Genomic DNA, 25,421 nt, shown 5'->3' on the forward strand with positions numbered 1-25,421 from the left:
CAGCCATGACCCCTGTCGCTGGCAAGCCGGCGACAGGGCCATTGAACATGTCTACAGGCATACTGTTAAAAGGCTCGAACATCCGTCGCGGAACAACCACGGTAATTTTCCATATAAAGCAATATCGGAATCTATTTCTATCGGCCCCTCTTGAACACGGCTATCGACGAACCGTACGACTTCGCGACCTTATCTACGCGAATAAGCCTCTGCGTAAATGCTCAGGACTCATCGCATTGTCGGGGCGTTCCAGTGAGCCGAGGTGGTACGACCATTAGCCAGACGGGTCCGATCAACCAGCCCCCATCCAAACAGTTATACCGTATCATCTTGCTATCGCCACGCCCTATTTATATAACTTAAAATTATCGAGACCCTGGTAGCTGGTACCAAAAACAACAGCGTATATTTTTCTTCCCGGCGGCGACATAAATTCAATATGTCCAACTAGCTTGTCTACCCAAAAATTTTTATTACCGCCCTCATAAAAAATAGTAACAAGATCGGACTCGTAATTCGGAATGACCCAGTAATCAAACGAAATTCCACTTAGTGGTACGTCCGGCTTGAAAGTGAGATCCCATTGATCAGGTGAGGCGAAATGCAGATGATGTCCAGAAATTCCATTACTTGGCGGCATCATGTTGGCGATTGAAAAAGATTGATAGCTAATAAACTGTCCACCCGGAACATTCAATCTCAACAGCTCCTCCTGCAACGGTACATTCTCAAAATCGACCAACTCTCCCTCGCCACCCTCACCACCCTCGCCATCCTCCACAGCCTGATCCGACTCCCGGTAGACAAAAGTTGCCTTCTTACTTTTATCGGCCGGCAAGGTCAGTTGAATTACCGGAACAACCTGACCGTAACTCTGGTGGTAACGGCGCTGGTCATCCTGCGCCGAAAGCAGCCCCGCCGTACCCGCTATATAGAAGAACGACTGTATCGGCAGTTGAGCCCCGGTTCCCGCCTGCCAAGTGGCCAAACGTAACTCATTATTGCCGTTCCAGTGAGTCGAGGTGATCAGTGAGCGACCAATGATGCTCTGATAGAAGCGATCGGCTGTATAGGCCTGCCCCTCTCTCACGTTCCACCCACATTGAGCCTTGTATTTATCGGGCGCCGCGTTGAAGTGGCTGATCCACTGCTGGCCCGTGTTGATACCCTGGTCATTGCACGGCCGGCTCTGCGTAGGGTACGACGTGTTGGTACCGCAACCCTGCTGATTGCGAATATCCGTCCAGCCGTCAAACGGAAACGAGCACAGCACCTCGATGTCGGAATTCTTTTCGGGAGGTGTGTCGTGCTTCGGGTAGAAGATATAGCCGTTGTTGTAGTTCAACGGCAGCTCCTTGAAATTGGTATCCGTCCTGATCCAGGCGAATGACACACCGCCACTGGTTATGGAGCCCGGGCTCGGGTCCCAGGGCAAATAACTCTGCCTGCTCAGCGTGCCACGCAGCATGACCCCCGAGCAAAGGAACGCTGGCCGCGTTGCGGTGCCACAATCCCTCACCGTCTGGTTATACCAACCTTGCAACTGCTCGACTGCAACAGGCCCTGCCACACGCAGGTCTTGTGCCGCCGACGGCGCAGCCTGCACCTGTTCGGAACGGGCCGGGGTGGATACCGGCGTTGCCGGCTTCTCGGCTAGCGGGGCACAGGCCGTCTGTAACAAAAGCGCAGCCAACACAAACGCTAAGTTTCGCTTCCTCATGGCTAACCCGTTGGTCATCTGAATATGCAACGACTATTGAGCGAACCACGATCAATGCCCGACAGCCGCTTTCTTGGCATGGCCAACGTAGCGAGATTCTGAATACTGGACAACTGGTAGAAATATCAGGTGCAGCGCCACGTCAAACTTTCTAAACAAGTAACGCTTGGACTTTTTGTCGTGGGTTCGATTGAAAGCTAGCTGAGTTTCATACCGATGGTGTGGCCGATGGTGTCGACCACAGGTTGCCCAGGTTCTGCAGCAGCGATCCGGCAAGGCCTTGCTGGCCCAGGTACTGAAGGATCAGCGGGGCAAATTGGCCGATCATGCCGGTATCCATGCCCAGCAGCTTGAAGGCGTTGTCCAGGTCACTGCGGTTCTCGACATTGCCCAACGCATTGCTCAGTGGCGATGGGCTTTGGCTGCTCTTGCCGAGCAGTTCTCCCAGACCGCTCAAGCCGCCCAGGGCGTTGGCACCGGAAAGCAGGTCCAGGCCCGGCACTGCCTGGACCAGTTGGCCATAATCGGCCTCGCTCAAGTTGTTGCGCGCCAGCCCCAGCATGGCCCCGGCGCCACCAATGGCCTGTTCAGGAGTAATCTTCAGTTCACTGCCTAGGGTATTGAGCAGGTTGGCCTGCCCTTCAGGGGCCTGTACCGCGCCCTGCTGGCTCGAATTCTGGTTCTGCATCGCCGACACAGCATTGGCCGCATCGCTCAAATTGAAGGCGAACACCGGGCTTGCGGCCAGGGTCATCAGGGTTGCCAGGGTGAATGCTTTCATCGGGAGGGACCTCGTCGGCCGGGATGGCCGGGGAAACGAGGCATTGGACTGGGGCTGCGGGGGTTTGTTCCAGGCCGGTTATCGGCCTGCTGGAAACCTTGTGGGTAATGCTGCTGAAAGCACAACGCCCCCGAAGGGGCGTTGAGTCTGAAGGTTAAGCCGCGCCCCACATCTTGTGTGGGTCGATCACGAACTTCTTCGGTACACCTGCATCGAACTCGCCGTAGCCTTCCGGCGCCTGGTCCAGGTTGATCACCTGAACACCCACCACTTCGGCGATGTTGATGCGGTCCCACATGATCGCCTGCATCAGCTGGCGGTTGTACTTCATGGTCGGGGTCTGGCCGGTGTGGAAGCTGTGCGACTTCGCCCAGCCCAGGCCGAAGCGGATGCTCAGCGCGCCGATCTTGGCGGCGGCATCCACCGCACCCGGGTCTTCGGTCACGTACAGGCCCGGGATACCGATGTTGCCGGCAACACGGGTCACCTGCATCAACGAGTTCAGCACGGTAGCCGGCGCTTCATGCTTGGCACCTTCGTGGCCGTGGCCGCGGGCCTCGAAGCCAACGGCGTCGACGGCGCAGTCCACTTCCGGTTCGCCGAGGATGTCGACGATCTGCTCGTGCAGCGGGGTGTCCTTGGACAGGTCGACCACTTCGAAGCCCTGCGACTTGGCGTGGGCCAGGCGGGCCGGGTTGAGGTCGCCGACGATGACGCAGGCCGCGCCGAGCAAGCGTGCCGAGGCGGCAGCGGCCAGGCCGACCGGGCCGGCACCGGCGACATACACGGTGCTGCCTGGGCCTACGCCAGCGGTGACAGCGCCGTGGTAGCCGGTCGGCAGGATGTCGGACAGGCAGGTCAGGTCACGGATCTTCTCCATGGCCTTGTCGCGATCCGGCAGTTTCAGCAGGTTGAAGTCGGCATACGGCACCAGCACGTATTCGGCCTGGCCACCGGTCCAGTCACCCATGTCGACGTAGCCGTAGGCACCACCGGCGCGGGCCGGGTTGACGGTGAGGCAGACACCGGTGTGCATTTCCTTGCAGGAGCGGCAGCGACCGCAGGCAACGTTGAACGGTACCGACACCAGGTCACCGATTTTCAGGCGTTCGACATCACGCCCCATCTCGACGATTTCACCGGTGATTTCGTGGCCCAGGACCAGGCCGACCTGGGCAGTGGTGCGACCGCGGACCATGTGCTGGTCAGAGCCGCAGATGTTGGTGGAGACCACCTTCAGGATCACGCCGTGCTCGATCTTGTTGCCGCGTGGGTCCTGCATTTTCGGGTAGTCGATCTTCTGCACCTCGACTTTGCCGGCGCCGAGATATACCACTCCACGATTGCCAGACATGCTCTTACCTCGCTTGATTTGTATTTATGCAGCGGTGGTTGAACGCGCCGCCATCCGTGGGCGGCATGTGTTTCTGGAATGCAGGGAATTGTGGGCCTGATGGAGCCGGATGCGCTGACTGGAAACGACAGGCAAATACCTCTGAACGGCAATCGGTCAGGTGGTCGCGCGCATGCGCAGGACGATGAATATCTACCGCAATACGTCGGCGACCGAGTGTTTCGATAGAGATGCAGTAACCCATCGTCTATCAAACTGGAGAACCACCATGACGGATACTGAGCGCCCCGAGGACGCCTTCTGGCCATACTGGGTCGAGGCTGCCAGGCAGCAGGGCTTCGACCCGGACATCGAAGCAGCATTGTTCGGTAAACAGCGATACTTTCTGAACGCCGATAAGATCTTCTATTACGCGGCTTGTGGTCCAGGCTACGACTTCGACAAAGAAGCCGAAGGCATGGATCTTCACGAGTTCAAAGCAGGCAGGGTGGACCGCGACGGCGATCCAGTCCCAGGTAACAAACTGGGTGCGGACATGCGCCAGAAGTTCGTTACAGCCATCCGTGAAACCCTGAAAGCCCATGCCCGCGATAAAAGCTAGACACGGTCAGAGCACCACAGTCCTGTTCGCATTGAGAAACACTCGCCGCTCGATGTGATAGCCCACCGCCCGCGCCAGGGTCAGGCATTCGATGTCGCGCCCCTTGGCAATCAGGTCTTCCGGGTAATGGCTGTGGTCCACCACCTCCACGCCCTGGGCGATGATTGGTCCTTCGTCCAGGTCGTTGTTGATGTAGTGCGCCGTGGCGCCAACCATCTTCACGCCCTTGTTGTAGGCCTGGTGATAAGGCTTGGCGCCTTTGAAACCGGGCAACAACGAGTGGTGGATATTGATCGCCCAGCCATCCAGGCGGCGGCACAGCTCCGGCGACAACACCTGCATGTAACGGGCAAGCACCACCAGCTCCGCGCCAGTTTCCTCGATTACCTGGATAACCTTGCGCTCTTGCGCAGGCTTGTCCTTGGGGTCGAGGGCAAAGTGGTAGTAAGGAATCTTGTGCCACTGTGCCAGGGGCTCGAGGTCGGGGTGGTTGGACACCACCGCAACCACGTCCATGGCCAACTGGCCGATGCGCTGGCGATACAGCAAATCATTGAGGCAGTGGTCGGCCTTCGACACCATGATCACCACCTTCGGGCGGTGGTTGGGTGCGGTCAGCTCGAAGGCCATGCCGAACGCTTCGCTGCGCTCGGCAAGGCCGGCGCGAAAGCCAGCCTCGTCGAAATCGTCCGGCTGGCGAAACTCCACGCGAATGAAGAAACGCCCCGACAGCCGGTCATCGAAGGAGTGGTGCTCCGTCACGTAGCAGCGCTGCTCGAAGAGGTAACGCGTCACCACGTCGACGGTACCGAGCATGCTCGGGCAGTCGGCGGTGAGAATCCAGGTATCCGGTGCCCGACTCATGTTCGTTCTCCTTATGCTTCGATGCTCAGGCCATATTCGGCCGAAGCGTCCTGCAGCCACAGCCACCAGTAGTCGGCGAAGCTGCGGCGAATCACCAGTTCCCAGGTGTCTTCGGCGGTACGGCGGATCACCAGTTGCGACTTGGCGAACACGGTACCGACGGCCTTGCCCACCGGGAAGTTGTTCGGGTGAACATCATAGCTGGTGGACTTCATCAGCACTTCGCGCACGTTCGGGCCGCGCAGTTCCAGCAGGCTCTGCCCACCGCTGACGTTGACCACCTGGATGTGCTGGCCTTCGAGGGCTGCGCGCAGCTTTTGCTCAACGGCAAACTCCTGGCCGCCCGGGACGATCAGCAACCACTCGTCGGGGCCCATCCATTGCAGCGACATTTCGTTGTTGGCGACCACGGTCAGTGCCACTGGCAGCTCCAGGCCCAGGGCCTTGTGCACGCCGGCGGCGAATTCCGGGTCGTGGCCATCGCCACGAATGGTCAAGTGGCCGAGGAACTTGCGTTCACGCAGGGTCACGCCTGCGTTCTTGCGACCTTTGCCAACCAGGCTGGCCAGGTCGGCGTGGTGCAGTGGCGACTGGGCCTTGGCCTCGGCGCCGGGGTTTTGCTGGAAGACGTTGATAGCGCTCATTTCTTACCTGCCTTGAATTCTGTTGATCGCGAAGACCTGAGGTAGAACCTGTAGTCACAGACTGAGGAGACCCATTGTGGGAGCGGGTTTACCCGCGAAGAGGGCGGTGAATCCACCATCGCATTCGCGGGTGAACCCGCTCCCACAGAGGCCGCATTCCAATCAGAGCTACCGGTGAAGCCTCAAACGTTCTGCCGCTCACCCTTCGGATCGAAGAACACCGAAGACACGATCTCCGCCTCGATCACGCTGCCATCCGCCTGCGGCGAGTACACGCGCTCGCCCATGCGCTTGAGGCCGCCCTTGACCACACCCATGGCGAACGAATAGCCCAGGGAGTTGGCGGCATAGCTGGAGGTGACGTGGCCGACCATGTCCATCGGGATCGGTTGCTTCGGATCGAAGACCAGCTGGGCGCCTTCCGGCAGCCACTTGGTCGGGTCGACCGGCTTCAGGCCTACCAGCTGCTTGCGGTTCTCACGCACGCAGTCTTCGCGGTTCATGCCACGCAGGCCGATCCACGAGTACGGCTTGTTGCGGCCCACACACCAGCTCATGTTCAGGTCGTCCGGGGTCATCGAGCCGTCGGTGTCCTGGCCGACGATGATGAAGCCCTTCTCCGCACGCAGTACGTGCATGGTTTCGGTGCCGTACGGGGTCAGGTTGTACTTCTTGCCCGCCTCGATGATCTGCTCCAGCACGCCCATGGCGTAGTTGGCCTGCACGTTGACTTCGTACGACAGCTCACCGGTGAACGAGATACGGAACACCCGGGCTGGCACGCCGCCGACGTTGCCTTCCTTCCAGGTCATGAACGGGAAGGCTTCCTTGTCCATGTCGATGTCGGTCAGCTCGCTCAGCAGCTTGCGGCTGTTGGGGCCGGACAGGGTCATGGTCGCCCAGTGGTCGGTGACCGAGGTGAAGTACACCTTCAGTTCCGGCCATTCGGTCTGGTGGTACAGCTCCATCCACTGCAGCACGCGCGCAGCGCCGCCGGTGGTAGTGGTCATGATGAAGTGGTTGTCGCCGACGCAGGCAGTCACGCCGTCGTCGAAGACCATGCCGTCTTCCTTGCACATCAGGCCGTAGCGGGCCTTGCCCACGTCGAGCTTGGTCCAGGCGTTGGTGTAGATGCGGTTGAGGAACTCACGCGCATCCGGGCCCTGGATGTCGATCTTGCCCAGGGTCGAGGCGTCCAGCAGGCCCACGCTGTCGCGCACGGCCTTGCATTCACGGGCTACGGCAGCATGGATATCTTCACCGGCCTTGGGGAAGTACCAGGGGCGCTTCCACTGGCCGACATCTTCGAACTCGGCGCCGTTCTTCACGTGCCAGGCATGCAGGGCAGTGAAGCGCACGGGCTCGAACAGGTGGCCACAGTGGCGACCCGCAACCGCGCCGAAGGTTACCGGCGTGTAGTTGGGGCGGAACATGGTGGTGCCCATTTCCGGGATGGTGATACCCATCGAACGGGCGGCGATGGCCAGGCCGTTGATGTTGCCCAGCTTGCCCTGGTCGGTACCGAAGCCCAGCGCGGTGTAGCGCTTTACGTGCTCGACCGACTCGAAGCCTTCACGGGTGGCCAGTTCGATGGCGGCCGCGGTAACGTCGTTCTGCTGGTCGACGAACTGCTTGGGCGCACGGGCAGTGCCCTTGTCGTGCGGCACCTGGAACAGCGCCACGGTGGCCTCTTCCTTGCGCGCCACGGTTTTCGGCAAGCTGCCGACAGTGGCCTTGAAGCCGGCTTCGGTGGCTGCGCGCACGCCGCCTTCGAAACCATCGGCAATCGCGTCGCCCAGGGCGTACACGCCATTGATACCACCGACACACTCGCGCTTCTGCGGTGCATCGCCCGGCACGAAGCCGAGGATGTCTTCACGCCAGATCGGGCGGCCACCCAGGTGCGAAGCCAGGTGCACGACCGGGCTGTAGCCACCGGAGGTGGCGATCAGGTCGCAGTCCAGGGTTTCACCAGGGCTGGTGACCTTGTGCGCCTGTACGTCGATGGCGGCCACGCGGGCACCGGTGACATGCTTGCTGCCCTTGGCCTCGATCACGGCGCTGGAGGTGAGAATGCGGATGCCCTTGGCACGTGCTTCTTCAACCAGCGAACCACGCGGGTTATGGCGGGCGTCGGCGATGGCGACCACCTGCAGGCCGGCGTCGTGCCAGTCCAGCGCGGCGCGGTAGGCGTGGTCGTTGTTGGTCGACAGCACCAGCTTGCGGCCCGGTGCCACACCGTAACGGCGCACGTAGGTGGATACAGCACCGGCCAGCATGTTGCCCGGCACGTCGTTGTTGCCGTACACCAGCGGGCGTTCGTGGGCACCGGTGGCCAGCACCACGCGCTTGGCGCGGACGCGGTGCACGCGGTGGCGTACCTGGCCGATCGGGGCACGGTCACCGAGGTGGTCAGTGAGGCGCTCGTGGATGGTCAGGAAGTTATGGTCGTGGTAGCCGTTGACCGTGGCGCGTGGCAGCAGGGTCACTTCCGGCAGGCTTTCCAGCTCTTTGATCACGCCGCTGACCCACTCGGTGGCAGGCTTGCCGTCGAGGGTTTCGCGGGTGTCGAGCAGGCTGCCGCCGAACTCTTCCTGTTCGTCAGCCAGGATCACGCGGGCACCGCTGCGGGCAGCGGCCAGGGCCGCAGCCAGGCCAGCAGGGCCGGCGCCGACGATCAGCACGTCGCAGTGCTGGTTCATGTAGTCGTAACTGTCCGGGTCGTTCTGCAGCGGCGCACGGCCCAAGCCGGCGGCTTTGCGGATGTACTTCTCGTAAGTCATCCAGAACGATTTCGGGTACATGAAGGTTTTGTAGTAGAAGCCCGGCGGCATCATGCTGCCGCCGACCTTGCCGAGAATGCCCATGACGTCATTGTTGACGTTCGGCCAGCCGTTGGTGCTGGTGGCGACCAGGCCGGCGTACAGTGCCTGTTGGGTGGCACGCACGTTAGGGATCTGGGTGGCTTCGCTGGAGCCGATCTGCAGGATGGCGTTCGGCTCTTCGGTACCGGCAGCGATGATGCCGCGTGGGCGCGAGTACTTGAAGCTGCGGCCAACGATGTCGACGCCGTTGGCCAGCAACGCGGCGGCCAGGGTGTCGCCGGCATAACCCTGGTAGGTCTTGCCGTTGAAGCTGAAGTTAAGGACCTTGCTGCGGTCGATACGGCCGCCGCTGGCGAGGCGATAGGTCTGGCTCATACTTTTTCCCCTTGGCCTTTGACGGTCGACGGTGCGCTGCTGTGCTTGCCGTTGGCGGTCACTTGCGGCTTCTCGCCAATCTTGTAGGTTTCCAGAATCTCGTAGGTCACGGTGTCGCGGGTGACGTTGAAGTACTGGCGGCAGCCGGCAACGTGGTCCCACAGTTCATGGTGAATACCGCGCGGGTTGTCACGGTAGAACATGTAGGTACCCCATTCCTCGTCGGAGCAGGCGTTGGGGTCCAGCGGGCGGGCGATGTGCGCCTGGCCAGAGGCGTGGAACTCTTCTTCGGAGCGCAGCTCGCCGCAGTGGGGACAGAAAATATGCAACATGACGGTGTCTCCGGTTAGTGGGCGACGGCGGCGGCGCCGTGTTCGTCGATCAGTGCGCCGTTGTAGAAACGGTCCATGGAGAACGGCGCGGCCAGTGGGTGCATTTCGCCCTTGGCCAGGCTCGCGGCAAAGACGTTGCCCGAACCCGGGGTCGCCTTGAAGCCGCCGGTACCCCAACCGCAGTTGAAGAACAGGTTCTTGACCGGGGTCTTGGTGATGATCGGGCAGGCGTCCGGCGAGGTATCGACGATGCCGCCCCACTGGCGGTTCATGCGAACGCGCGAGAGGTTGGGGAACATTTCGACGATGGCCTGCAGGGTGTGCTCGATCACCGGGTACGAACCGCGCTGGCCATAGCCGACCCAGCCATCGATGCCGGCACCGATCACCAGGTCGCCCTTGTCCGACTGGCTGATGTAGCCGTGTACGGCGTTGGACATGATCACGCTGTCGATGATCGGCTTGATCGGCTCGGATACCAGCGCCTGCAGCGGGTGCGATTCCAGCGGCAGGCGGAAGCCGGCGAGCTTGGCCATGTGCCCGGAGTTACCGGCGGTGACCACGCCAACGCGCTTGGCGCCGATGAAGCCTTTGTTGGTTTCCACGCCGATGACCGCGCCGTTTTCCTTGCGGAAGCCGGTCACTTCGGTCTGCTGGATCAGGTCCACGCCCAGGGCGTCGGCAGCACGGGCGAAGCCCCAGGCCACGGCATCGTGACGGGCCACGCCGCCACGGCGCTGTACGGTGGCGCCAAGGATCGGGTAACGGGTGTTCTTCGAGCAGTCCAGGTACGGGATCTCGGCCGCGACCTGGGCAGTGTTCAGCAGCTCGCCATCCACGCCATTCAGGCGGTTGGCGGAGACCCGGCGCTCGGAGTCACGCATGTCCTGCAGGGTGTGGCAAAGGTTGTAGACGCCGCGCTGGGAGAACATCACGTTGTAGTTGAGGTCCTGGGACAGGCCCTCCCACAGCTTCATGGCGTGCTCGTACAGGTGCGCCGACTCGTCCCACAGGTAGTTGGAACGGACGATGGTGGTGTTACGGGCGGTGTTGCCGCCGCCCAGGTAGCCCTTCTCGATCACGGCAACATTGGTGATGCCGTGCTCTTTGGCCAGGTAGTAGGCCGTGGCCAGGCCATGCCCGCCACCACCGACGATAACCACGTCGTAGACCTTTTTAGGGGTTGGCGTGCGCCACATGCGCTGCCAGTTCTCGTGGTGGCTGAGGGAGTGCTTGAAAAGGCCGAAGCCCGAGTAACGTTGCATGGTGTGTGGCTCCACTCAGCGGTAAACAGGGAAATCTGCGCACAGCGCCGCGACGTTCTTCGCCACATCGGCTTCGACGTCTGCGTCACCGAGGTTGTCGAGGATGTCGCAGATCCAGCCGGCCAGGGCCACGCACTGGGCGACCTTGAAGCCGCGGGTGGTGACGGCCGGGGTGCCGATGCGCAGGCCCGAGGTGACGAACGGCGACTGCGGGTCGTTCGGCACGGCATTCTTGTTGACGGTGATGTGCGCACGGCCCAGGGCGGCGTCGGCGTCTTTGCCGGTGAGGCCCTGGCGAATCAGGCTGACCAGGAACAGGTGGTTGTCGGTACCACCGGAGACCACGTCGTAGCCACGGTCGATGAACACCTGGGCCATGGCCTGGGCGTTTTCGATCACTTGTTTCTGGTAGGCCTTGAACTCAGGCTCCAGCGCTTCCTTGAAGCACACCGCCTTGGCGGCGATCACGTGCATCAGCGGGCCGCCCTGGGCACCCGGGAATACTGCGGCGTTGAGCTTCTTCTCGATCTCTTCGTTGGCCTTGGCCAGGATCAGGCCGCCACGTGGCCCGCGCAGGGTCTTGTGGGTGGTGGTGGTAACCACGTCGGCGAACGGAATCGGGTTCGGGTACAGGCCGGCGGCCACCAGGCCGGCAACGTGGGCCATGTCGACGAACAGCAGCGCCCCGACCTTGTCGGCAATGGCGCGGAAGCGCGGGAAGTCGAGGGTCTTGGAGTAGGCCGAGAAGCCGGCAACGATCATTTTCGGCTTGTGCTCGACCGCCAGGCGCTCGACTTCGTCGTAGTCGATCAGGCCGGTGTTGGTGTCGATGCCGTACTGCACGGCGTTGTACAGCTTGCCCGAGGACGACACCTTGGCGCCGTGGGTCAGGTGGCCACCGTGGGCCAGGCTCATGCCGAGGATGGTGTCACCCGGCTGCAGCAGGGCCAGGTAGACCGCGCCGTTGGCCGACGAGCCAGAGTGCGGCTGGACGTTGGCGTAGTCGGCACCGAACAGCTGCTTGGCGCGCTCGATGGCCAGGGCCTCGACTTTGTCCACATGCTCGCAGCCACCGTAGTAGCGCTTGCCCGGGTAGCCTTCGGCGTACTTGTTGGTCAGGCCGCTGCCTTGGGCCTGCATCACGCGCTTGGAGGTGTAGTTTTCCGAGGCGATCAGCTCGATGTGGTCTTCCTGGCGCTGTTCTTCGGCATTCATCGCCGCCAGAAGTGCATCATCGTAACCCTGGATCTGGTCTTGCTTGCTGAACATCGTGTATCTCCCGGCGGCGATCGTTTTTTGTCGTGGGGCACTGCGGCCCTTTGTGGCGATGTTATGACTGGCCGGGGCGGGTCAGATGCCTGCGCACGCCTTGCAATGGCGCGTTTACGACATTGGCTTTGTGTTGTCTGTGCCGGCCCTTTCGCGGGTGAACCCGCTCCCACAGCTACTGCGGTGCATTCGAGGCCTGTGAGATCCCTGTGGGAGCGGGTTTACCCGCGAAAGGGCCGGCACAGACAATCCAACAATCCGCAGGTGCACGGGTTGTATAGGCAACTGCTGAATCGATGGTTTAGAGTGCTGTTCTGCGTCGTTCACAGGACAGAAGTGCCATGACAGACAAGAGCCAACAATTCGCCAGCGACAACTACTCCGGCATCTGCCCCGAAGCCTGGGCCGCGATGGAAAAGGCCAACCACGGCCACGACCGCGCCTATGGCGACGATCAATGGACCGAGCGCGCCGCCGAATACTTCCGCAACCTGTTCGAAACCGATTGCGAAGTGTTCTTCGCCTTCAACGGTACCGCTGCCAACTCCCTGGCCCTGGCCTCGCTATGCCAGAGCTACCACAGCGTGATCTGCTCCGAGACCGCCCACGTCGAAACCGACGAATGCGGTGCACCGGAATTCTTCTCCAACGGCTCCAAGCTGCTGACTGCGGCCAGCGTCCACGGCAAGCTGACCCCACAGTCGATCCGTGATGTGGCCTTGAAACGACAGGACATCCACTACCCCAAGCCACGCGTGGTGACCATTACCCAGGCCACCGAAGTGGGCACGGTGTATCGCCCCGAAGAACTGAAGGCGATCAGCGCCACCTGCAAGGAGCTGGGCCTGAACCTGCACATGGACGGCGCGCGCTTTTCCAACGCCTGCTCGTTCCTGGGCTGCAGCCCGGCCGAGCTGACCTGGAAGGCCGGCGTCGACGTGCTGTGCTTTGGCGGCACCAAGAACGGCATGGCGGTGGGCGAAGCGATCCTGTTCTTCAACCGGCAGCTGGCCGAGGACTTCGATTACCGTTGCAAGCAGGCCGGGCAACTGGCGTCGAAGATGCGCTTCCTGTCGGCGCCATGGGTAGGCCTGCTGGAAGACGGCGCCTGGCTGCGTCATGGCGCGCATGCCAACCGCTGCGCGCAGCTGCTGGCCTCGCTGGTCAGCGACCTGCCTGGGGTGGAGCTGATGTTCCCGGTGGAGGCCAACGGGGTGTTCCTGCAGATGCCGGAGCATGCGATCGAAGCGCTGCGTAGCAGAGGCTGGCGGTTCTACACCTTCATTGGCAGTGGTGGGGCGCGCTTCATGTGCTCGTGGGATACCGAGGAAGAGCGGGTGCGCGAGCTGGCTGCGGATATCCGTAGCATCATCACCGCCTGACAGGCCGTATTCGCGGGCACGCCCGCTCCCACAGGGATCGCCTGATGAACCTGTGGGAGCGGGCAAGCCCGCGAAGAAGCAAACGCCGATCTAGAGCCTGAACCCGCCCATCTGCCGCGCCAGGTCATCGGCCAGCCCACGCAATGCCCGGCACTCCGCGCGACAGCCCTGCACCTCTGCCGCCGTCTCCCGCGCCAGGTCGGAGATCCCTTGCACCGTGCGGTTGATTTCCTCGGTCACCGCCGACTGCTCTTCGGTCGCCGTCGCGACCTGATGGTTCATGTCGCTGATGTGCTCGACCCGGTCGGTAATGGCCCCCAGCGATGCGCCTGTGCGCTGGCTCGACTCGACCCCGCTGCCGGTGGCCTGCTGCCCCGCCTGCATTGAACTCACCGCCACGCCCGCGCCCTGCTTCAGGCGCTGGATCATCTGCTGCACCTCATCGGTGGACAGCTGCGTGCGCCGCGCCAAGGTGCGCACTTCATCGGCCACCACGGCAAACCCGCGCCCCATCTCCCCTGCCCGTGCGGCCTCGATGGCCGCATTCAGCGCCAGCAGGTTGGTCTGTTCGGAAATGCTGCGAATCACCGCCAATACTTCATCGATCGAGGCGACTTCACCGGCCAGCTGGCTGACGGCAGCGGCCGCCTTGCCAATATCGCCCGACATGCCCTCGATGCCCTGGACCGAGCGCCGTACCACCTCGCGCGCCTGCACGGCTTCATCGCGCGCCGCCTGCGAGGCTTGGGCCGCATCGCCGGCATTGCGGGCGATGTCCTGCACGGTCAGGCCCATTTCGTGTACGGCGGTAGCCACCATTTCGGTCATTTCCTGCTGGCGCCCGGAACGTTCGGCCGTGTTGTCCACCACCACGGTTACCTGTTCAACCGCCTGGTGCAGCCGCTCGGAGGTCTGCAGCACTTCACCGATGAGCCGCCGCTGGCTGTCGAGGAAGCGGTTGAAACCGCGAGCCAGGTCACCCAACTCGTCCAGGCGTGAATCGTCCAGGCGCTGGCTGAGGTCACCCGCGCCACTGCCAATTTGCACCAGCGCAGCCGTGACGCGACGGATCGGCCGCACCAGGCCGCGGGCCAACAGCACCACCAGCAGCAGCGAGAGCAGCGCCACGGCGCCACCGATCAGGCTGGTCAGCCACACTGCCTGGTGCATCTGCGCGTAGATCTCCTGCTCCGGCACCTCGGCGACCAAGGTCCAGTTCAGGTCGCGCAACGGCAGGCCGAGCGCCAGGTAGCTTTCGCCGTCTCGGCTGAAGCGGCTGCTGCGCAGGCCCTGTGCCCCGCTCATCACTGCCTTGGCGGCGTCCCCACCAAGCTGCTCGGCCAGCTGGCGCTTGCCGCTGAAGGCGTTATCCGGGTGCACCTGGATCAGGCCATCGTTACGCACCAGAAACACTTTGCCGTGTTCGCCAAAGCTGAAGTCGTGGATCAGCTTCGACAGCTCGGTCATGCGCAGGCCCATACCGGCGACGCCGACCAGTTGGCCGTGCTTTTCCACCCGGTAGTCGATGAACAGGGCCAGCTCGCCCGTGGCGCCATCGATGTCGATATTGATGAACCGCTCGGCACCGCTGTCGATGTAGCCGTAGAACCACTGGTCCTTGGGGTTGCTGCGGCTGAGGGTGCGGTCCAGCCCGTTCTCGTTGTAGTAGTGGCCGGTCTCGGTGGAGACGAACAAGGTGGTGAACGCCTGGTTGCGCTGCTTGGCGGCGGTGAGGTACTCGATGAACAGCGGGGCCTGCGCGGGGTTCTCACCTGCGGCGAGCCAGTCGCGCAGCAGCGTGTTGCCAGCGATGTCTGCCGCCGCTACCAGCGGCTGGCCGAGCATGCGTTCGATGTCGTTACGGATGGCCTCGATGCTGGCCGGCAGGGCACTGCCCACCAGGTAGCGTTCGGTGAGGCGGTTGAGCGCCACGGTGAAAATGATGACTACGACCAGAATGCTCACCAGCAGGGCAGCGCCCATGCTGGTGATCAACTGCCACTGGATGCTTTTACGCCAGATACGCATGCCCCTGCTCCCCGCATAATTATTGTTTTGCGGAGAGTGTATACACTTGCGTATCCAGTTAATCCAGTGATCTGGAACAACAGCTTCTCGCCCGTGCCAGCGGGGATGCCCAGGATTGGTTCATCACTGTGTCTGGCACCGGCTGCGCCGGTGTTTGCGGCGCTTCGACACGCCCGCTCTCACAGGCACCTCGGTATCAGGCCGTCATTGTTCGGCGATAGTCCGGACGATGGTGTCCACGGTGGCATCTATCTGCGCCTGGGTACGCTCCAGCGTCTTGCGGTGCTCATCCTGCAGTTCGATCTGTCGCGAACACAGGTTCAATGCGGCCAGCACCAGCAACTTGTCACCGATCAGGGTCGGGTACTGACGCTTGGTCTGGGCCAGGGCGGTGTTGAGCATTTGTACAGCCTGGGCCAGGGTTGCTTCCTGGCCTTCAGGCGCCTTGATCGAATAGTCGTTGCCGAGGATCGACACGACATTGATCGGCTGAGCCCGTAGTGTCATGCGCCGACGACGCCAGCGTTGGCGCGCTCGACCAGCGCCTGCAGGCGCGCGGCGGTGCTGCCGTGCTTCTCTTCCTGCTCCATCAGCGACAGCTGCAAGGTCTCGTTCTCTTCCTTGGCCTGTGCCAGTTCCTGGCCGAGGGCGGCGTTCTGCTCGGTGAGTTGGGCGTTCTTCTGCAGCAGGTCGTTGACCAGTTGCTCGATTTGATTCAGGGAAGCTTCCAGCATGGGTCTATCTCAGGTTGTTGCGGGGGGCGCACACGATAAAGAAAAGTGCCGCCCGTCGCCATTAAATATCGGATTCACAACGTGTCGAACCCGCAGATTGACAGGGTAACCGCCCCCTTGTTCCGACCTGGGTCAACCGCCGGTCAGGAACACCTGAGCCACCGCACAATTTTGCCAGGCGCACACTCAAGACTGGCCGGTCACGACCGATACTCAAGGAGTCATATTTTGTCGCACTGGCTGCGTCGCCTTCACTTCCCTGGATCTGCCCATACCATGTCATTACGCAACATGAATATTGCCCCGCGCGCGCTGCTCGGCTTCGCGCTTATTGGCCTGCTGATGCTCGGCCTTGGTATCTTCTCCCTGGTGCAGATGGGCAACATCCGCCAGGCCGGCTTGGTCATCGAGCAGGTCAGCGTGCCCGCCATCAAGACCCTCGACGAGCTCAACGCGCTGAACCTGCGCATGCGCAGCCTCGCCTACCGCCTGCTGGTGAACCGCGAGCCGCAAAGCCAGCAGGACACTCTCAACCTGATGGATCAGCGCAACCAGGAGATCGACCGCGCGCGCCAGGTCTACCTGCCGCTGATCACCGCCGCCGACGAACAGGCCGCGTACGACCAGTACGTCCAGTCGCTCAGCCAGTACCGCCAGCTGGAGGCACGCATGCGCAGCCTGAGCCAGGCCGGCCGCCTCGACGAGCTGAGAGAGGTTCTCAACCGTGACCTGTTGGCCAATTCCGAGCAGATCAACAAGATCATGGAGACCCTGGTGCGCATCAACACCGAGCAGACCCGTGATACCAACACGAAAGCCGCCAGCCAATATGACATGGCTTTCTCCCTGGTGATCACCCTGTTGGTCGCCGCCACCGTGCTGACTTTTGCCTGCGCCCTGCTGTTGACCCGCAGCATCGTCAAGCCGATCGACGAGGCGCTCGGATGCGCCGAACAGATTGCCGACGGCGACCTGACCCACGTCATCCATGCCGAGGGTACCGATGAGGCTGCACGCTTGCTGCGTGCCATGGCGCGCATGCAGGACAAGCTGCGCGACACCTTGCAGCTGATTGCCGGCTCGGCGACGCAACTGGCCTCGGCTGCCGAGGAGCTGAACGCCGTCACCGACGAAAGCGCCCGTGGCCTGCAGCGGCAGAACAACGAGATCGAACAGGCCGCCACGGCGGTGACCGAGATGACCAGCGCAGTCGAGGAAGTGGCGCGCAATGCGGTCAGCACCTCGGAAGCCTCCAGCGAGGCCAGCCGTTCGGCGGGCGATGGCCGTGACCTGGTCATGGAAACCGTGGGTGCCATCGAGCGCATGAGCGGTGACGTGCAGGCCACCGCCAAGCTGATCACCCACCTGGCCGAACAGTCGCGTGATATCGGCAAGGTGCTCGATGTGATCCGCGGCCTGGCAGACCAGACCAACCTGCTGGCACTCAACGCGGCGATCGAGGCGGCACGTGCCGGCGAGGCAGGCCGTGGTTTTGCCGTGGTCGCCGATGAGGTGCGGGCGCTGGCCCACCGTACCCAGCAGTCGACCAGCGAGATCGAGCGGATGATCGGTAGTATTCAGGGCGGTACGGAAGAGGCCGTGGACTCGATGCGCACCAGCACCGAACGTGCCGAATCGACGCTGAATATCGCCCGTGGCGCAGGCTTGGCGCTGGATACCATTGCCGGGGCAGTGGCACAAATCAACGAGCGTAACCTGGTGATTGCCAGCGCCGCGGAAGAGCAGGCGCAGGTGGCGCGGGAAGTTGACCGCAACCTGGTGAACATCAACGACCTGTCGGTGCAAAGCGCTACGGGTGCGCATCAGACCAGTGCGGCGAGTGCCGAGTTGTCGCGGCTGGCGGTAGACCTGAATGGCCTGGTGGCCCGCTTCCGCACCTGAAAACCAGGGGCCGCTATGCGGCCCCCTGCAATCGCGGATCAGTAATCGATCCGCACATCCCCTTTCGGCACGCTGCAGCACGACAGGATGTAGCCCTCGGCTTCGTCCTCTTCGGTAATGCCGCCGTTGTGCTCCATCTCCACTTCACCGCCCAGCTTGAGCACCTTGCAGGTGCCGCAGATGCCCATGCCGCAAGCTTTCGGGATCATCAGGCCAACCTTGGCTGCCGCTGCATGCACGGTCTCACCCGGGGCGATGCGGATACTCTTGTCGCTGCCGATGAATTCCACCAGGTTGAGGTCGGCGGCATCCAGCTCCGGCGCATCGGCAGCCTGCTCGGCATGCTCGACCGCGTCAGCCTTGGCTTCCGGCGGCGTGGCGCCGAACGACTCTTCGTGGTAGTTCTTCATGTCGAAGCCCACCGCTTCGAGCATGCGCTTGACCGCGCTCATGTACGGCGTCGGGCCGCAGCAGAACACCACGCGCTCCATGTAGTCCGGTGCAATCAGCTCCATCAGGCGCTGGTTCAGGTAGCCGCGGTAACCCGCCCACGGCTCACCCAGGCCATGCTTTTCGCAGATGATGTGCAGGCTGAAGTTGGGGATGCGCGAGGCCATCTGCTCCAGCTCGCGGTGGTAGATGATGTCCTTGGGCGAACGGGCACTGTGCACGAACACCATGTCGACATTACCGTTGGTGTCGTAGAACCAGCGCGCCATCGACATCACCGGCGTGATACCGACACCGCCCGAAAGGTACAGCACCTTCTGCGCCGGGAAGTCGATGGCGTTGAACAGGCCCACCGGGCCGTGCACCGGCAGTTCGGCGCCTTCGTGCATGGTGTCGTGGAGGAAGTTGGAGACCAGGCCGCCCGGTACGCGCTTGACCGTGATCGAGAAGCTGTAGGGCACCGAAGGCGAGCTGGAGATGGTGTATGAGCGCATCACCGGCTTGCCTTCGATCTCCAGCTCCAGGGTGACGAACTGCCCAGGCTTGAAGAAGAACATGATCGGCTGGTCGGCCATGAAGCAGAAGGTGCGCACGTCCCAGGTCTCCTGGATGACCTTGACGCAGCGCACGATGTGGCGGCCGTTGGCCCAGGTCTGGGTAGTGACCGGATTGAGGAAGGTATCGGACATGTTCATCTCCAGCAGCCGACTATTGGCCTTTTATGGCTTGGATAATGCGCAAGCTGAAGACGACGTACATTCCTGCCAGCGACATCGGCGTGCTTATCGCGACCAGCCCCGCACCACAAGGGCTGCGGAGTCGTAATTCAATTCGGCCATGTCGCCCATGGATACGGTTCGCGACGTCTTCGGACGCACACTCCACGGCAAAACAACCGCTGTTTCTTGATAAGCAGCCTTGCGGCACCACAACAACGATTAGCCACCTTTTGCCGGCCGCACACGGCCCCGAGGAATACACGATGGACGTCACCGCAACCCTGAGCCTGGGCGATCCACTGGAACCTGCACGCAAGGCGACAGCCGAAATGCTGCAGACCCGCGAGCGCACCTTCTCGCTGCCCCAGCCGTTCTACAACGACGAGCGTCTGTTCCAGATCGACATGCAGGAGATCTTCCACAAGGAGTGGCTGATTGCCGGCATGACCTGCGAGATCCCGGCCAAGGGCAACTACATCACCCTGCAGATCGGCAAGAACCCGATCATCGTGGTGCGTGGTGCCGAAGGCAAGGTGCACGCCTTCCACAACGTCTGCCGCCATCGCGGCTCGCGCCTGTGCGTCAGCGACAAGGGCAAGGTGGCCAAGCTGGTTTGCCCGTACCACCAGTGGACCTATGAACTGGACGGCCGCCTGTTGTTCGCCGGCACCGAAATGGGCGCCGACTTCGACATGAACCAGTACGGCCTGAAGCCGGTGAACGTGAAAGTTGCCGGCGGCTACATCTTCATCAGCCTGGCGGAAAACCCGCCTGCCATCGACGACTTCCTGGCCACCCTGGACCACTACATGGAGCCGTACGACATGGAGAACACCAAGGTGGCGGTGCAAACCACCTTGATGGAAAAGGCCAACTGGAAGCTGGTGCTGGAAAACAACCGCGAGTGCTACCACTGCAATGGTTCGCACCCGGAACTGCTGCAAACCCTGCTGGAGTGGGACGACACCAACGACCCACGCGCCAGCCAGGAATTCAAGGACCACGTGGCCGCGTCCGCCGCCGCCTGGGAAGCCGAGAAGATCCCATACCTGCACAAGAGCCATGGCCTGCGTAACCGCATCGTGCGCATGCCGCTGCTCAAGGGCACCGTGTCGATGACCATGGACGGCAAGCAGGCCTGCCAGAAGCTGATGGGCCGCATCAAGAACCCGGACCTGGGCTCGATGCGCATCCTGCACCTGCCGCACTCGTGGAACCACTGCATGGGCGACCACATGATCGTGTTCACCGTGTGGCCGATCAGTGCCCAGGAAACCATGGTCACCACCAAGTGGCTGGTACACAAGGATGCCGTGGAAGGTGTCGATTACGATCCGGAGCGCATGCGCAAGGTGTGGGACGCCACCAACGACCAGGACCGTCGCCTGGCCGAAGAGAACCAGCGCGGGATCAACTCCACCGCGTACCAGCCTGGCCCTTATTCGAAGACCTACGAGTTTGGCGTGGTCAACTTCATTGACTGGTACAGCCAGCGGTTGCTGAACAACCTGGGGGCGGAGCCGGCGCCTTACCTGAAGGAAGTACAGGCACAGTAAGCCCAACCCCCGCCGCTGAACGTTGTTTGGTGGCGGGGTCTCCCCTTCTACACTCCCTGCCTGAAACCCGCGTGTAACCCCTCCTCCTGCAACACTCACCTCAGCGGAAGACTGATCAGTATTTGACCAACCTGGTCAACCCCGCATGCATCCTCGGGTGCAGCAGTGTTCGTACACCTTATCCACAGAGCCACCAACAGAGTTTGTGAGCAACCACACGGGCATTCGCAGCGCACCTGTGGATAAACCCTGCAAGGCCCTGATTATCAAGATCTGGATGGCAAAAGGAGAGCTTTGATCATTTTTTGAACAAAACTCTCAAGGCCTTTGAATACGGGGCTCGCAGCCGCTATCGAACAGATTATCCACAGAGGGGCTAACAGCGATTGTGGGCAAAATCAGCATGAAGCCGGTGTGCAGGGTGTGCAAAGGCCCTGGCAATGGCTGATCGTTTTTTGATCAAATCGATGAAAGCATGGGAATACAAGGCCTGCGGCCATGCGCCAACACTTTATCCACATGTTGGCGAACAGATTTGGTGGGCAAAACTACGCGCTCGATGCCCGGTGCTGAATGCAGGAGCGGCCTTGTGTCGTGCTGGACTGCGCAGCCTCCCAGCACGACACAAGGCCGCTCAACGTCAGCGGAGGACGCCTTCTTCCACCAGCAGCTTGAGGATGGCTTCGGCGCCTTCCTGCGGAGTAACGTCTTTCAACACCTTGCCACCGCCACCGCTAGCCTTGGCGGTCGCCGCCTTCATGCGGTCGGCGCCGCTCTTGGCCTTGATCACCTTCAGGCGCTTGGGCCGCGGGCGCGCCGGCTGCAGCTCGGCCTCGGCCAGCAACTGGTCTTCGACGATGGCCACGTTGCGCGCCGCCAGGACACCACGGCGCGCCGGCCCGAAGGCACTCTGACGCGGTTTCGGCGCAGCGTTATCCACAGTCGCCAGAAGCGGCAGCCGAACCTTCAGCCGGCGCCGTTGGCCACGTGGCAAGGCCTGCAGTACCTGGGCGGTGCCGTTGTCGATCGATTCCACTTCGGCCAAGCCCACGATCAGCGGCCAACCGAGTTTTTCCGCCAGCAGGAACGGCAGCATGCCCGACCCTTCGCCGGTCTCTGCCTGGCTGCCGGTCAGCACCAGCTGTGCCCCGGCGTCACGCAGGTAGTCGCCCAGAACGCCCAGCACATCGGCACCGGCCGGCTGCTCCAGCACATCCAGGTGGTCCAGGCCCATGCCCAGGTAGGCGCGCAGCGCCTCTTCGCGTGGGTCGCCGGCATGCACCACCTGCAAGTTATCTCCAGCCAGCTGCAAGCCCAGTTCCACCGCGCGGGCATCCTGCTCGGCGCGACGCGCGCGGCCAGAGCTGGGGTGGGCACCGATGGAAACCAGGCTGATCACTTTCGTACTCATGCTCGTGCCCTTATGCCGCGTCGCGCTGGCCGCCGCTGCGGTAGTTATCCACAGCCTCGATCAGTGCATTGAGAATTGCCGAGCTGTCGCCAATCACCGACAGGTCGGCCCGTTTGATCATGTCGCAGCCTGGGTCCATGTTGATGGCCACCACTTTGTCGCAGGCGCCAATGCCTTGCAGGTGCTGGATCGCACCCGAGATACCCACAGCCACGTAGACCCGCGCGGTAACCCAGGTACCGGTAGCGCCCACCTGGCGGTTGCGCGGCATGAAACCATCGTCCACCGCCACCCGCGAGGCGCCTTCGGTGGCGCCCAGCGCTGCGGTAGCCCGGTGGTACAGGTCCCAGTCCTTGACCCCGTTGCCGCCCGAGACGATGAACTCGGCTTCGGCCATGGCAATGGTGGCCGGGTCGACGGCCACCGAGCCGAGGTCTTCGATACGCGACAGGCTGCGCGGAACACTTGTGGACAACTCTACCGGCAGCGCTTCGTGGCGGGTTTCGCTGACCGGCTCGGCACATTCGGCCGCAGCCAGGATCAGGCGCGGCACGGCGCGTTGCAGGTCTTGCTGGCCGGCACCGGCACGGCCAATGCACTGGCCGTCCTTGACCTGCCATACCCGCGTCGCCGGGCGCTCGCCCAGTGCTGCACCCAAGCGTCGGCCGAGCTCGCCGCCACCGCTGCGGCTGTCGGGGAGCAGCCAGTGGCGCGGTGTGAACTGGTTATCCACAGCGCGCAGGCCCTGCACCAGTTGTTCCGGTGCATAACCTTCATAGGCTTCGCCGTCGATGACCAGCAAGCGGTCGACGCCAGCTGTGGAAAAGTTGCTTTCCTTGTGTTCACCAAATACCACCGCCAATACCGCGCCGTCGCTGCCAGCCAGGCTGTGGGCCAGGCCGAGCAGGTCGCGGTCGTGGCTGCTCAGGCGGCCGCCGACCATGTCCGGCACTACGGCGATGTAGAATGCCGGCGCCGCTACCTGGTGCAGCGGCAGCTGCACCTCGACCGCCGCCGTGCGCCGCCCGCCCACACCGGTGCCCTGCTGGGCGCCGCTGCGGTCGATGCGCTTGATACCGGCCGGGCCGATGAAGCCTGCGGCTATCGCATGAGGGTTCTTGCGGATCAGGCCGTTGGGGCCCATCCAGCGGGTTTGCTGCGTCTGCATCGCTGCGTGCAGCGGGTGCAGACGGTTACGGGCGATCCACTCGGCGCGCGGGTCGCGGCGGATAATGTCGCTCATCAGTGCACCTCCGCAGGTTCACGTTTGGCCGTTTGCGTCTTGGCGGCAGCGGGTGCGTCCTCTTCGATCAGCACGTCGGCAACCAGCTCGGCCAGGTCCTTGATCTGTGGGCGCGGTTCGACCACGCCTTCGAGCATCGCGGTGCACTGTGGGCAACCCACGGCCACCAGTTCGGCCTCGGTCTGGCGGATGTCGTCCATACGCATGTCGGGGATCCGCTGCTTGCCCGGGATATCGGTGATCGGCGCGCCGCCGCCACCGCCACAGCAGCGCGAGCGGAAACCGGAGCGTTCCATTTCGCGCACCTCGATGCCCAGCGCCTTGAGCACTGCCCGCGGGGCTTCGTACTCACCGTTGTAGCGGCCCAGGTAGCACGGGTCGTGGTAGGTGACGCTGCCGCCTTTGTGCTGGCCAAGGTTGAGCTTGTTGGCCGCGATCAGTTCGGCGATGTAGGTACTGTGGTGCTGCACCTGGTACTCACCGCCCAGGGCGCCGTACTCGTTCTTCAGCACATGGAAGCTGTGCGGGTCACAGGTGACGATGCGCTGGAACTTGTACTTGGCCAAGGTCTGGATATTGCGCTTGGCCAACTGCTGGAAGGTCGCTTCGTCACCCAGGCGGCGCGCCACGTCGCCGCTGTCGCGCTCTTCCAGGCCGAGCACGGCAAAGTCCACGCCGGAAGCCTTGAGCACTTTGACGAACGAACGCAGGGTGCGCTGGTTGCGCATATCGAAGGCGCCGTCGCCGACCCAGAACAGCACCTCGGTGGTTTTTACCTCCGACAGCAGTTGCAGGTTGAGGTCGGCGGCCCAGTTCATGCGTCCACCGGGGGCGAAACCGCCCGGGTTGTCGGTGGCGATCAGGTTGTCCAGCACCTCGGCGCCCTTGTTCGGCGTGGCGCCTTTTTCCAGGGTGAGGTGGCGGCGCATGTCGACGATGGCATCGACGTGCTCGATCATCATCGGGCACTCCTCGACGCAGGCACGGCAGGTGGTGCATGACCACAGCGTTTCGGCGTCGACCAGGCCATTGACGATCGGCTGGTGCGGGTGGCCGCCATGCTCACCGATCGGCTTGCCCGGATATGGGCTGCCGGCGAACTGCGCGTCGGTGCCACCGGCCAGGCCGATGACCATGTCCTGGATGAGTTTTTTCGGGTTTAGCGGCTGGCCGGCGGCAAACGCCGGGCACATCGCTTCACATTTGCCGCACTGCACGCAGGCATCGAAGCCCAGCAGCTGGTTCCAGGTGAAGTCCACCGGCTTTTCCACGCCCAGCGGCGCGTTCGGGTCTTCCAGGTCCAGCGGCTTGAGGCCGGTGGAGCGGCCGCCGCCAAAGCGCTCGGCACGGCGGTGCCAGGCCAGGTGCAGGGCACCGGCGAAGGCGTGCTTCATCGGCCCGCCCCAGGTCATGCCGAAGAACAGCTCGGACACGCCCCACAGCACGCCCAGGCCGAGAATGGCGACCATCACCCAGCCGCCGGTATTGGCAGGCAGGATGCCGGCGACCGGCAGGGTAGCGATGAAGAAGCTCGCGGCGAACGCCAGCAGGCTCTTCGGCAGGCGCATCCACGGCCCCTTGGACAGCCGCGAAGGCGGGTTGAGGCGGCGTTTGAAGACGAAGATGGCGCCCGTGAACATGATCACCGTGGCCACCAGCAGCGCGTAGCCGAGGATCTTGCTCTGCAGGCCGAAACCGTGCACCAGGATCGCCAATGCGGCAGACAGCACGAAGCCGCCTGCGGTAGCCACGTGAGTCTTGGACATGTACTTGTCGCGCTCGACCACGTGGTGCAGGTCCACCAGGTAACGGCGCGGCATGGCCAGCAGGCCGCCGATCAGGTTGACCTTGGACGGCCGGCCACGCCGCCACATGCGCACCCGGCGCAGGGCGCCGAGCACTGCCAGGCCAAGGGCAGCGAACAGCAGGATGGGTAGAAGGGTGTTCAACATGGGAGGCTCCCACA

At 62.7% G+C, this 25,421-nt stretch carries 20 protein-coding genes and 2 pseudogenes; 5 read left to right on the forward strand and 17 right to left on the reverse strand.

Annotation, left to right across the window (positions count from 1 at the left end):
• Nucleotides 1-346: 346 nt before the first annotated feature.
• From HU760_RS23475 to fdhA, 3 genes are all read right to left on the reverse strand, one after another.
• On the reverse strand, nt 347-1,720 hold the full coding sequence (locus tag HU760_RS23475) for a hypothetical protein (protein WP_186674978.1): 1,374 nt from the start codon (nt 1,718-1,720) through the stop codon (nt 347-349).
• A gap of 208 nt (nt 1,721-1,928) precedes the next feature.
• Complete coding sequence (locus HU760_RS23480) at nt 1,929-2,501, reverse strand: DUF2780 domain-containing protein (RefSeq protein WP_186674977.1); 573 nt, start codon at nt 2,499-2,501, stop codon at nt 1,929-1,931.
• Between the two features lie 154 nt (nt 2,502-2,655).
• Entirely contained in the window at nt 2,656-3,855 is a 1,200-nt protein-coding gene (gene fdhA, locus HU760_RS23485) for a formaldehyde dehydrogenase, glutathione-independent (protein ID WP_051095434.1), read from the reverse strand.
• Between the two features lie 268 nt (nt 3,856-4,123).
• Between fdhA and HU760_RS23490 the strand changes: the two genes are divergently transcribed.
• Nucleotides 4,124-4,456 (forward strand): hypothetical protein, encoded by a 333-nt coding sequence (locus HU760_RS23490; protein ID WP_186674976.1) that lies wholly within the window; start codon nt 4,124-4,126, stop codon nt 4,454-4,456.
• Between the two features lie 6 nt (nt 4,457-4,462).
• Here the strand turns inward: HU760_RS23490 and purU are convergent, their stop codons facing one another.
• The 6 genes from purU to HU760_RS23520 all read right to left on the reverse strand — a co-directional run bounded on the left by purU (nt 4,463) and on the right by HU760_RS23520 (nt 12,030).
• Nucleotides 4,463-5,320 (reverse strand): formyltetrahydrofolate deformylase, encoded by an 858-nt coding sequence (purU, locus tag HU760_RS23495; protein ID WP_186674975.1) that lies wholly within the window; start codon nt 5,318-5,320, stop codon nt 4,463-4,465.
• A gap of 11 nt (nt 5,321-5,331) precedes the next feature.
• Nucleotides 5,332-5,964, reverse strand: coding sequence for a sarcosine oxidase subunit gamma (locus HU760_RS23500; protein ID WP_013970521.1), 633 nt, complete (start codon nt 5,962-5,964; stop codon nt 5,332-5,334).
• Nucleotides 5,965-6,146: 182 nt separating this feature from the next.
• A complete protein-coding gene (locus tag HU760_RS23505; RefSeq protein WP_186674974.1) occupies nt 6,147-9,164 on the reverse strand; it encodes a sarcosine oxidase subunit alpha in 3,018 nt (1,005 codons plus the stop codon).
• Nucleotides 9,161-9,496: a sarcosine oxidase subunit delta gene (locus tag HU760_RS23510; RefSeq protein WP_186674973.1), complete on the reverse strand. Its 336-nt coding sequence runs from the start codon at nt 9,494-9,496 to the stop codon at nt 9,161-9,163. The genes HU760_RS23505 and HU760_RS23510 overlap by 4 nt, the downstream gene beginning before the upstream one ends.
• 14 nt (nt 9,497-9,510) lie before the next feature.
• The gene (locus tag HU760_RS23515; protein WP_138219304.1) at nt 9,511-10,761 is read right to left on the reverse strand and encodes a sarcosine oxidase subunit beta family protein; all 1,251 of its coding nucleotides are present in this window, start codon (nt 10,759-10,761) and stop codon (nt 9,511-9,513) included.
• Between the two features lie 15 nt (nt 10,762-10,776).
• The gene (locus tag HU760_RS23520) at nt 10,777-12,030 is read right to left on the reverse strand and encodes a serine hydroxymethyltransferase (RefSeq protein WP_186674972.1); all 1,254 of its coding nucleotides are present in this window, start codon (nt 12,028-12,030) and stop codon (nt 10,777-10,779) included.
• Nucleotides 12,031-12,371: 341 nt separating this feature from the next.
• Here HU760_RS23520 and HU760_RS23525 point away from each other — a divergent pair, with 341 nt between their 5' ends.
• Nucleotides 12,372-13,412, forward strand: a complete 1,041-nt coding sequence (locus HU760_RS23525) for a threonine aldolase family protein (RefSeq protein ID WP_186674971.1) — start codon at nt 12,372-12,374, stop codon at nt 13,410-13,412.
• Between the two features lie 90 nt (nt 13,413-13,502).
• Here HU760_RS23525 and HU760_RS24805 read toward each other — a convergent pair whose 3' ends face one another.
• From HU760_RS24805 to HU760_RS23540, 4 genes and pseudogenes are all read right to left on the reverse strand, one after another.
• The gene (locus HU760_RS24805) at nt 13,503-14,240 is read right to left on the reverse strand and encodes a methyl-accepting chemotaxis protein (RefSeq protein ID WP_437179869.1); all 738 of its coding nucleotides are present in this window, start codon (nt 14,238-14,240) and stop codon (nt 13,503-13,505) included.
• Between the two features lie 126 nt (nt 14,241-14,366).
• Nucleotides 14,367-15,440, reverse strand: a pseudogene (locus HU760_RS24810) (HAMP domain-containing protein); the annotation flags it as partial.
• Nucleotides 15,441-15,644: 204 nt separating this feature from the next.
• Complete coding sequence (locus HU760_RS23535) at nt 15,645-15,947, reverse strand: cell division protein ZapA (protein ID WP_170027875.1); 303 nt, start codon at nt 15,945-15,947, stop codon at nt 15,645-15,647.
• Nucleotides 15,944-16,174: a hypothetical protein gene (locus tag HU760_RS23540; protein ID WP_186674969.1), complete on the reverse strand. Its 231-nt coding sequence runs from the start codon at nt 16,172-16,174 to the stop codon at nt 15,944-15,946. Before HU760_RS23540 ends, HU760_RS23535 begins: the two co-directional genes overlap by 4 nt.
• 291 nt (nt 16,175-16,465) lie before the next feature.
• Between HU760_RS23540 and HU760_RS24815 the strand changes: the two are divergent.
• A pseudogene (locus tag HU760_RS24815) lies at nt 16,466-17,221 on the forward strand (MCP four helix bundle domain-containing protein); the annotation flags it as partial.
• A complete protein-coding gene (locus HU760_RS24820) occupies nt 17,213-18,076 on the forward strand; it encodes a methyl-accepting chemotaxis protein (protein ID WP_437179870.1) in 864 nt (287 codons plus the stop codon). The pseudogene HU760_RS24815 and the gene HU760_RS24820, both read left to right, overlap by 9 nt.
• Nucleotides 18,077-18,114: 38 nt before the next feature.
• Here HU760_RS24820 and gbcB read toward each other — a convergent pair whose 3' ends face one another.
• Nucleotides 18,115-19,215, reverse strand: coding sequence for a glycine betaine monooxygenase reductase subunit (gene gbcB / locus HU760_RS23550; RefSeq protein WP_170027872.1), 1,101 nt, complete (start codon nt 19,213-19,215; stop codon nt 18,115-18,117).
• Between the two features lie 293 nt (nt 19,216-19,508).
• Here gbcB and gbca point away from each other — a divergent pair, with 293 nt between their 5' ends.
• Entirely contained in the window at nt 19,509-20,801 is a 1,293-nt protein-coding gene (gbca, locus tag HU760_RS23555) for a glycine betaine monooxygenase oxygenase subunit (RefSeq protein WP_186674967.1), read from the forward strand.
• Between the two features lie 640 nt (nt 20,802-21,441).
• Here the strand turns inward: gbca and etfB are convergent.
• The 3 genes from etfB to dgcB are packed head-to-tail and all read right to left on the reverse strand — an operon-like array spanning nt 21,442 to nt 25,407.
• Nucleotides 21,442-22,212 (reverse strand): electron transfer flavoprotein subunit beta, encoded by a 771-nt coding sequence (gene etfB, locus HU760_RS23560; RefSeq protein ID WP_170027870.1) that lies wholly within the window; start codon nt 22,210-22,212, stop codon nt 21,442-21,444.
• Between the two features lie 10 nt (nt 22,213-22,222).
• Nucleotides 22,223-23,455, reverse strand: coding sequence for an electron transfer flavoprotein subunit alpha (gene etfA / locus HU760_RS23565; protein WP_186674966.1), 1,233 nt, complete (start codon nt 23,453-23,455; stop codon nt 22,223-22,225).
• Nucleotides 23,455-25,407 (reverse strand): dimethylglycine demethylation protein DgcB, encoded by a 1,953-nt coding sequence (gene dgcB, locus HU760_RS23570; protein ID WP_186674965.1) that lies wholly within the window; start codon nt 25,405-25,407, stop codon nt 23,455-23,457. The genes etfA and dgcB overlap by 1 nt, the downstream gene beginning before the upstream one ends.
• Nucleotides 25,408-25,421: the final 14 nt, after the last annotated feature.

The organism is Pseudomonas oryzicola (assembly GCF_014269185.2).
Classification (GTDB): domain Bacteria; phylum Pseudomonadota; class Gammaproteobacteria; order Pseudomonadales; family Pseudomonadaceae; genus Aquipseudomonas; species Aquipseudomonas oryzicola.

Excerpts from the sequence above, each read along its gene's own strand:
- HU760_RS23535 (WP_170027875.1), bottom strand. The coding sequence starts at position 15,947 with ATGACACTACGGGCTCAGCCGATCAATGTCGTGTCGATCCTCGGCAAC.
- HU760_RS23515 (WP_138219304.1), bottom strand. The coding sequence starts at position 10,761 with ATGCAACGTTACTCGGGCTTCGGCCTTTTCAAGCACTCCCTCAGCCAC.
- etfB (WP_170027870.1), bottom strand. The coding sequence starts at position 22,212 with ATGAGTACGAAAGTGATCAGCCTGGTTTCCATCGGTGCCCACCCCAGC.
- HU760_RS23520 (WP_186674972.1), bottom strand. The coding sequence starts at position 12,030 with ATGTTCAGCAAGCAAGACCAGATCCAGGGTTACGATGATGCACTTCTG.
- gbca (WP_186674967.1), top strand. The coding sequence starts at position 19,509 with ATGGACGTCACCGCAACCCTGAGCCTGGGCGATCCACTGGAACCTGCA.
- HU760_RS24820 (WP_437179870.1), top strand. The coding sequence starts at position 17,213 with ATGCAGGACAAGCTGCGCGACACCTTGCAGCTGATTGCCGGCTCGGCG.
- purU (WP_186674975.1), bottom strand. The coding sequence starts at position 5,320 with ATGAGTCGGGCACCGGATACCTGGATTCTCACCGCCGACTGCCCGAGC.
- HU760_RS23510 (WP_186674973.1), bottom strand. The coding sequence starts at position 9,496 with ATGTTGCATATTTTCTGTCCCCACTGCGGCGAGCTGCGCTCCGAAGAA.
- HU760_RS23475 (WP_186674978.1), bottom strand. The coding sequence starts at position 1,720 with ATGAGGAAGCGAAACTTAGCGTTTGTGTTGGCTGCGCTTTTGTTACAG.
- fdhA (WP_051095434.1), bottom strand. The coding sequence starts at position 3,855 with ATGTCTGGCAATCGTGGAGTGGTATATCTCGGCGCCGGCAAAGTCGAG.
- etfA (WP_186674966.1), bottom strand. The coding sequence starts at position 23,455 with ATGAGCGACATTATCCGCCGCGACCCGCGCGCCGAGTGGATCGCCCGT.
- dgcB (WP_186674965.1), bottom strand. The coding sequence starts at position 25,407 with ATGTTGAACACCCTTCTACCCATCCTGCTGTTCGCTGCCCTTGGCCTG.
- HU760_RS23525 (WP_186674971.1), top strand. The coding sequence starts at position 12,372 with ATGACAGACAAGAGCCAACAATTCGCCAGCGACAACTACTCCGGCATC.
- HU760_RS23500 (WP_013970521.1), bottom strand. The coding sequence starts at position 5,964 with ATGAGCGCTATCAACGTCTTCCAGCAAAACCCCGGCGCCGAGGCCAAG.
- HU760_RS24805 (WP_437179869.1), bottom strand. The coding sequence starts at position 14,240 with ATGACCGAAATGGTGGCTACCGCCGTACACGAAATGGGCCTGACCGTG.
- HU760_RS23540 (WP_186674969.1), bottom strand. The coding sequence starts at position 16,174 with ATGCTGGAAGCTTCCCTGAATCAAATCGAGCAACTGGTCAACGACCTG.
- gbcB (WP_170027872.1), bottom strand. The coding sequence starts at position 19,215 with ATGTCCGATACCTTCCTCAATCCGGTCACTACCCAGACCTGGGCCAAC.
- HU760_RS23480 (WP_186674977.1), bottom strand. The coding sequence starts at position 2,501 with ATGAAAGCATTCACCCTGGCAACCCTGATGACCCTGGCCGCAAGCCCG.
- HU760_RS23505 (WP_186674974.1), bottom strand. The coding sequence starts at position 9,164 with ATGAGCCAGACCTATCGCCTCGCCAGCGGCGGCCGTATCGACCGCAGC.
- HU760_RS23490 (WP_186674976.1), top strand. The coding sequence starts at position 4,124 with ATGACGGATACTGAGCGCCCCGAGGACGCCTTCTGGCCATACTGGGTC.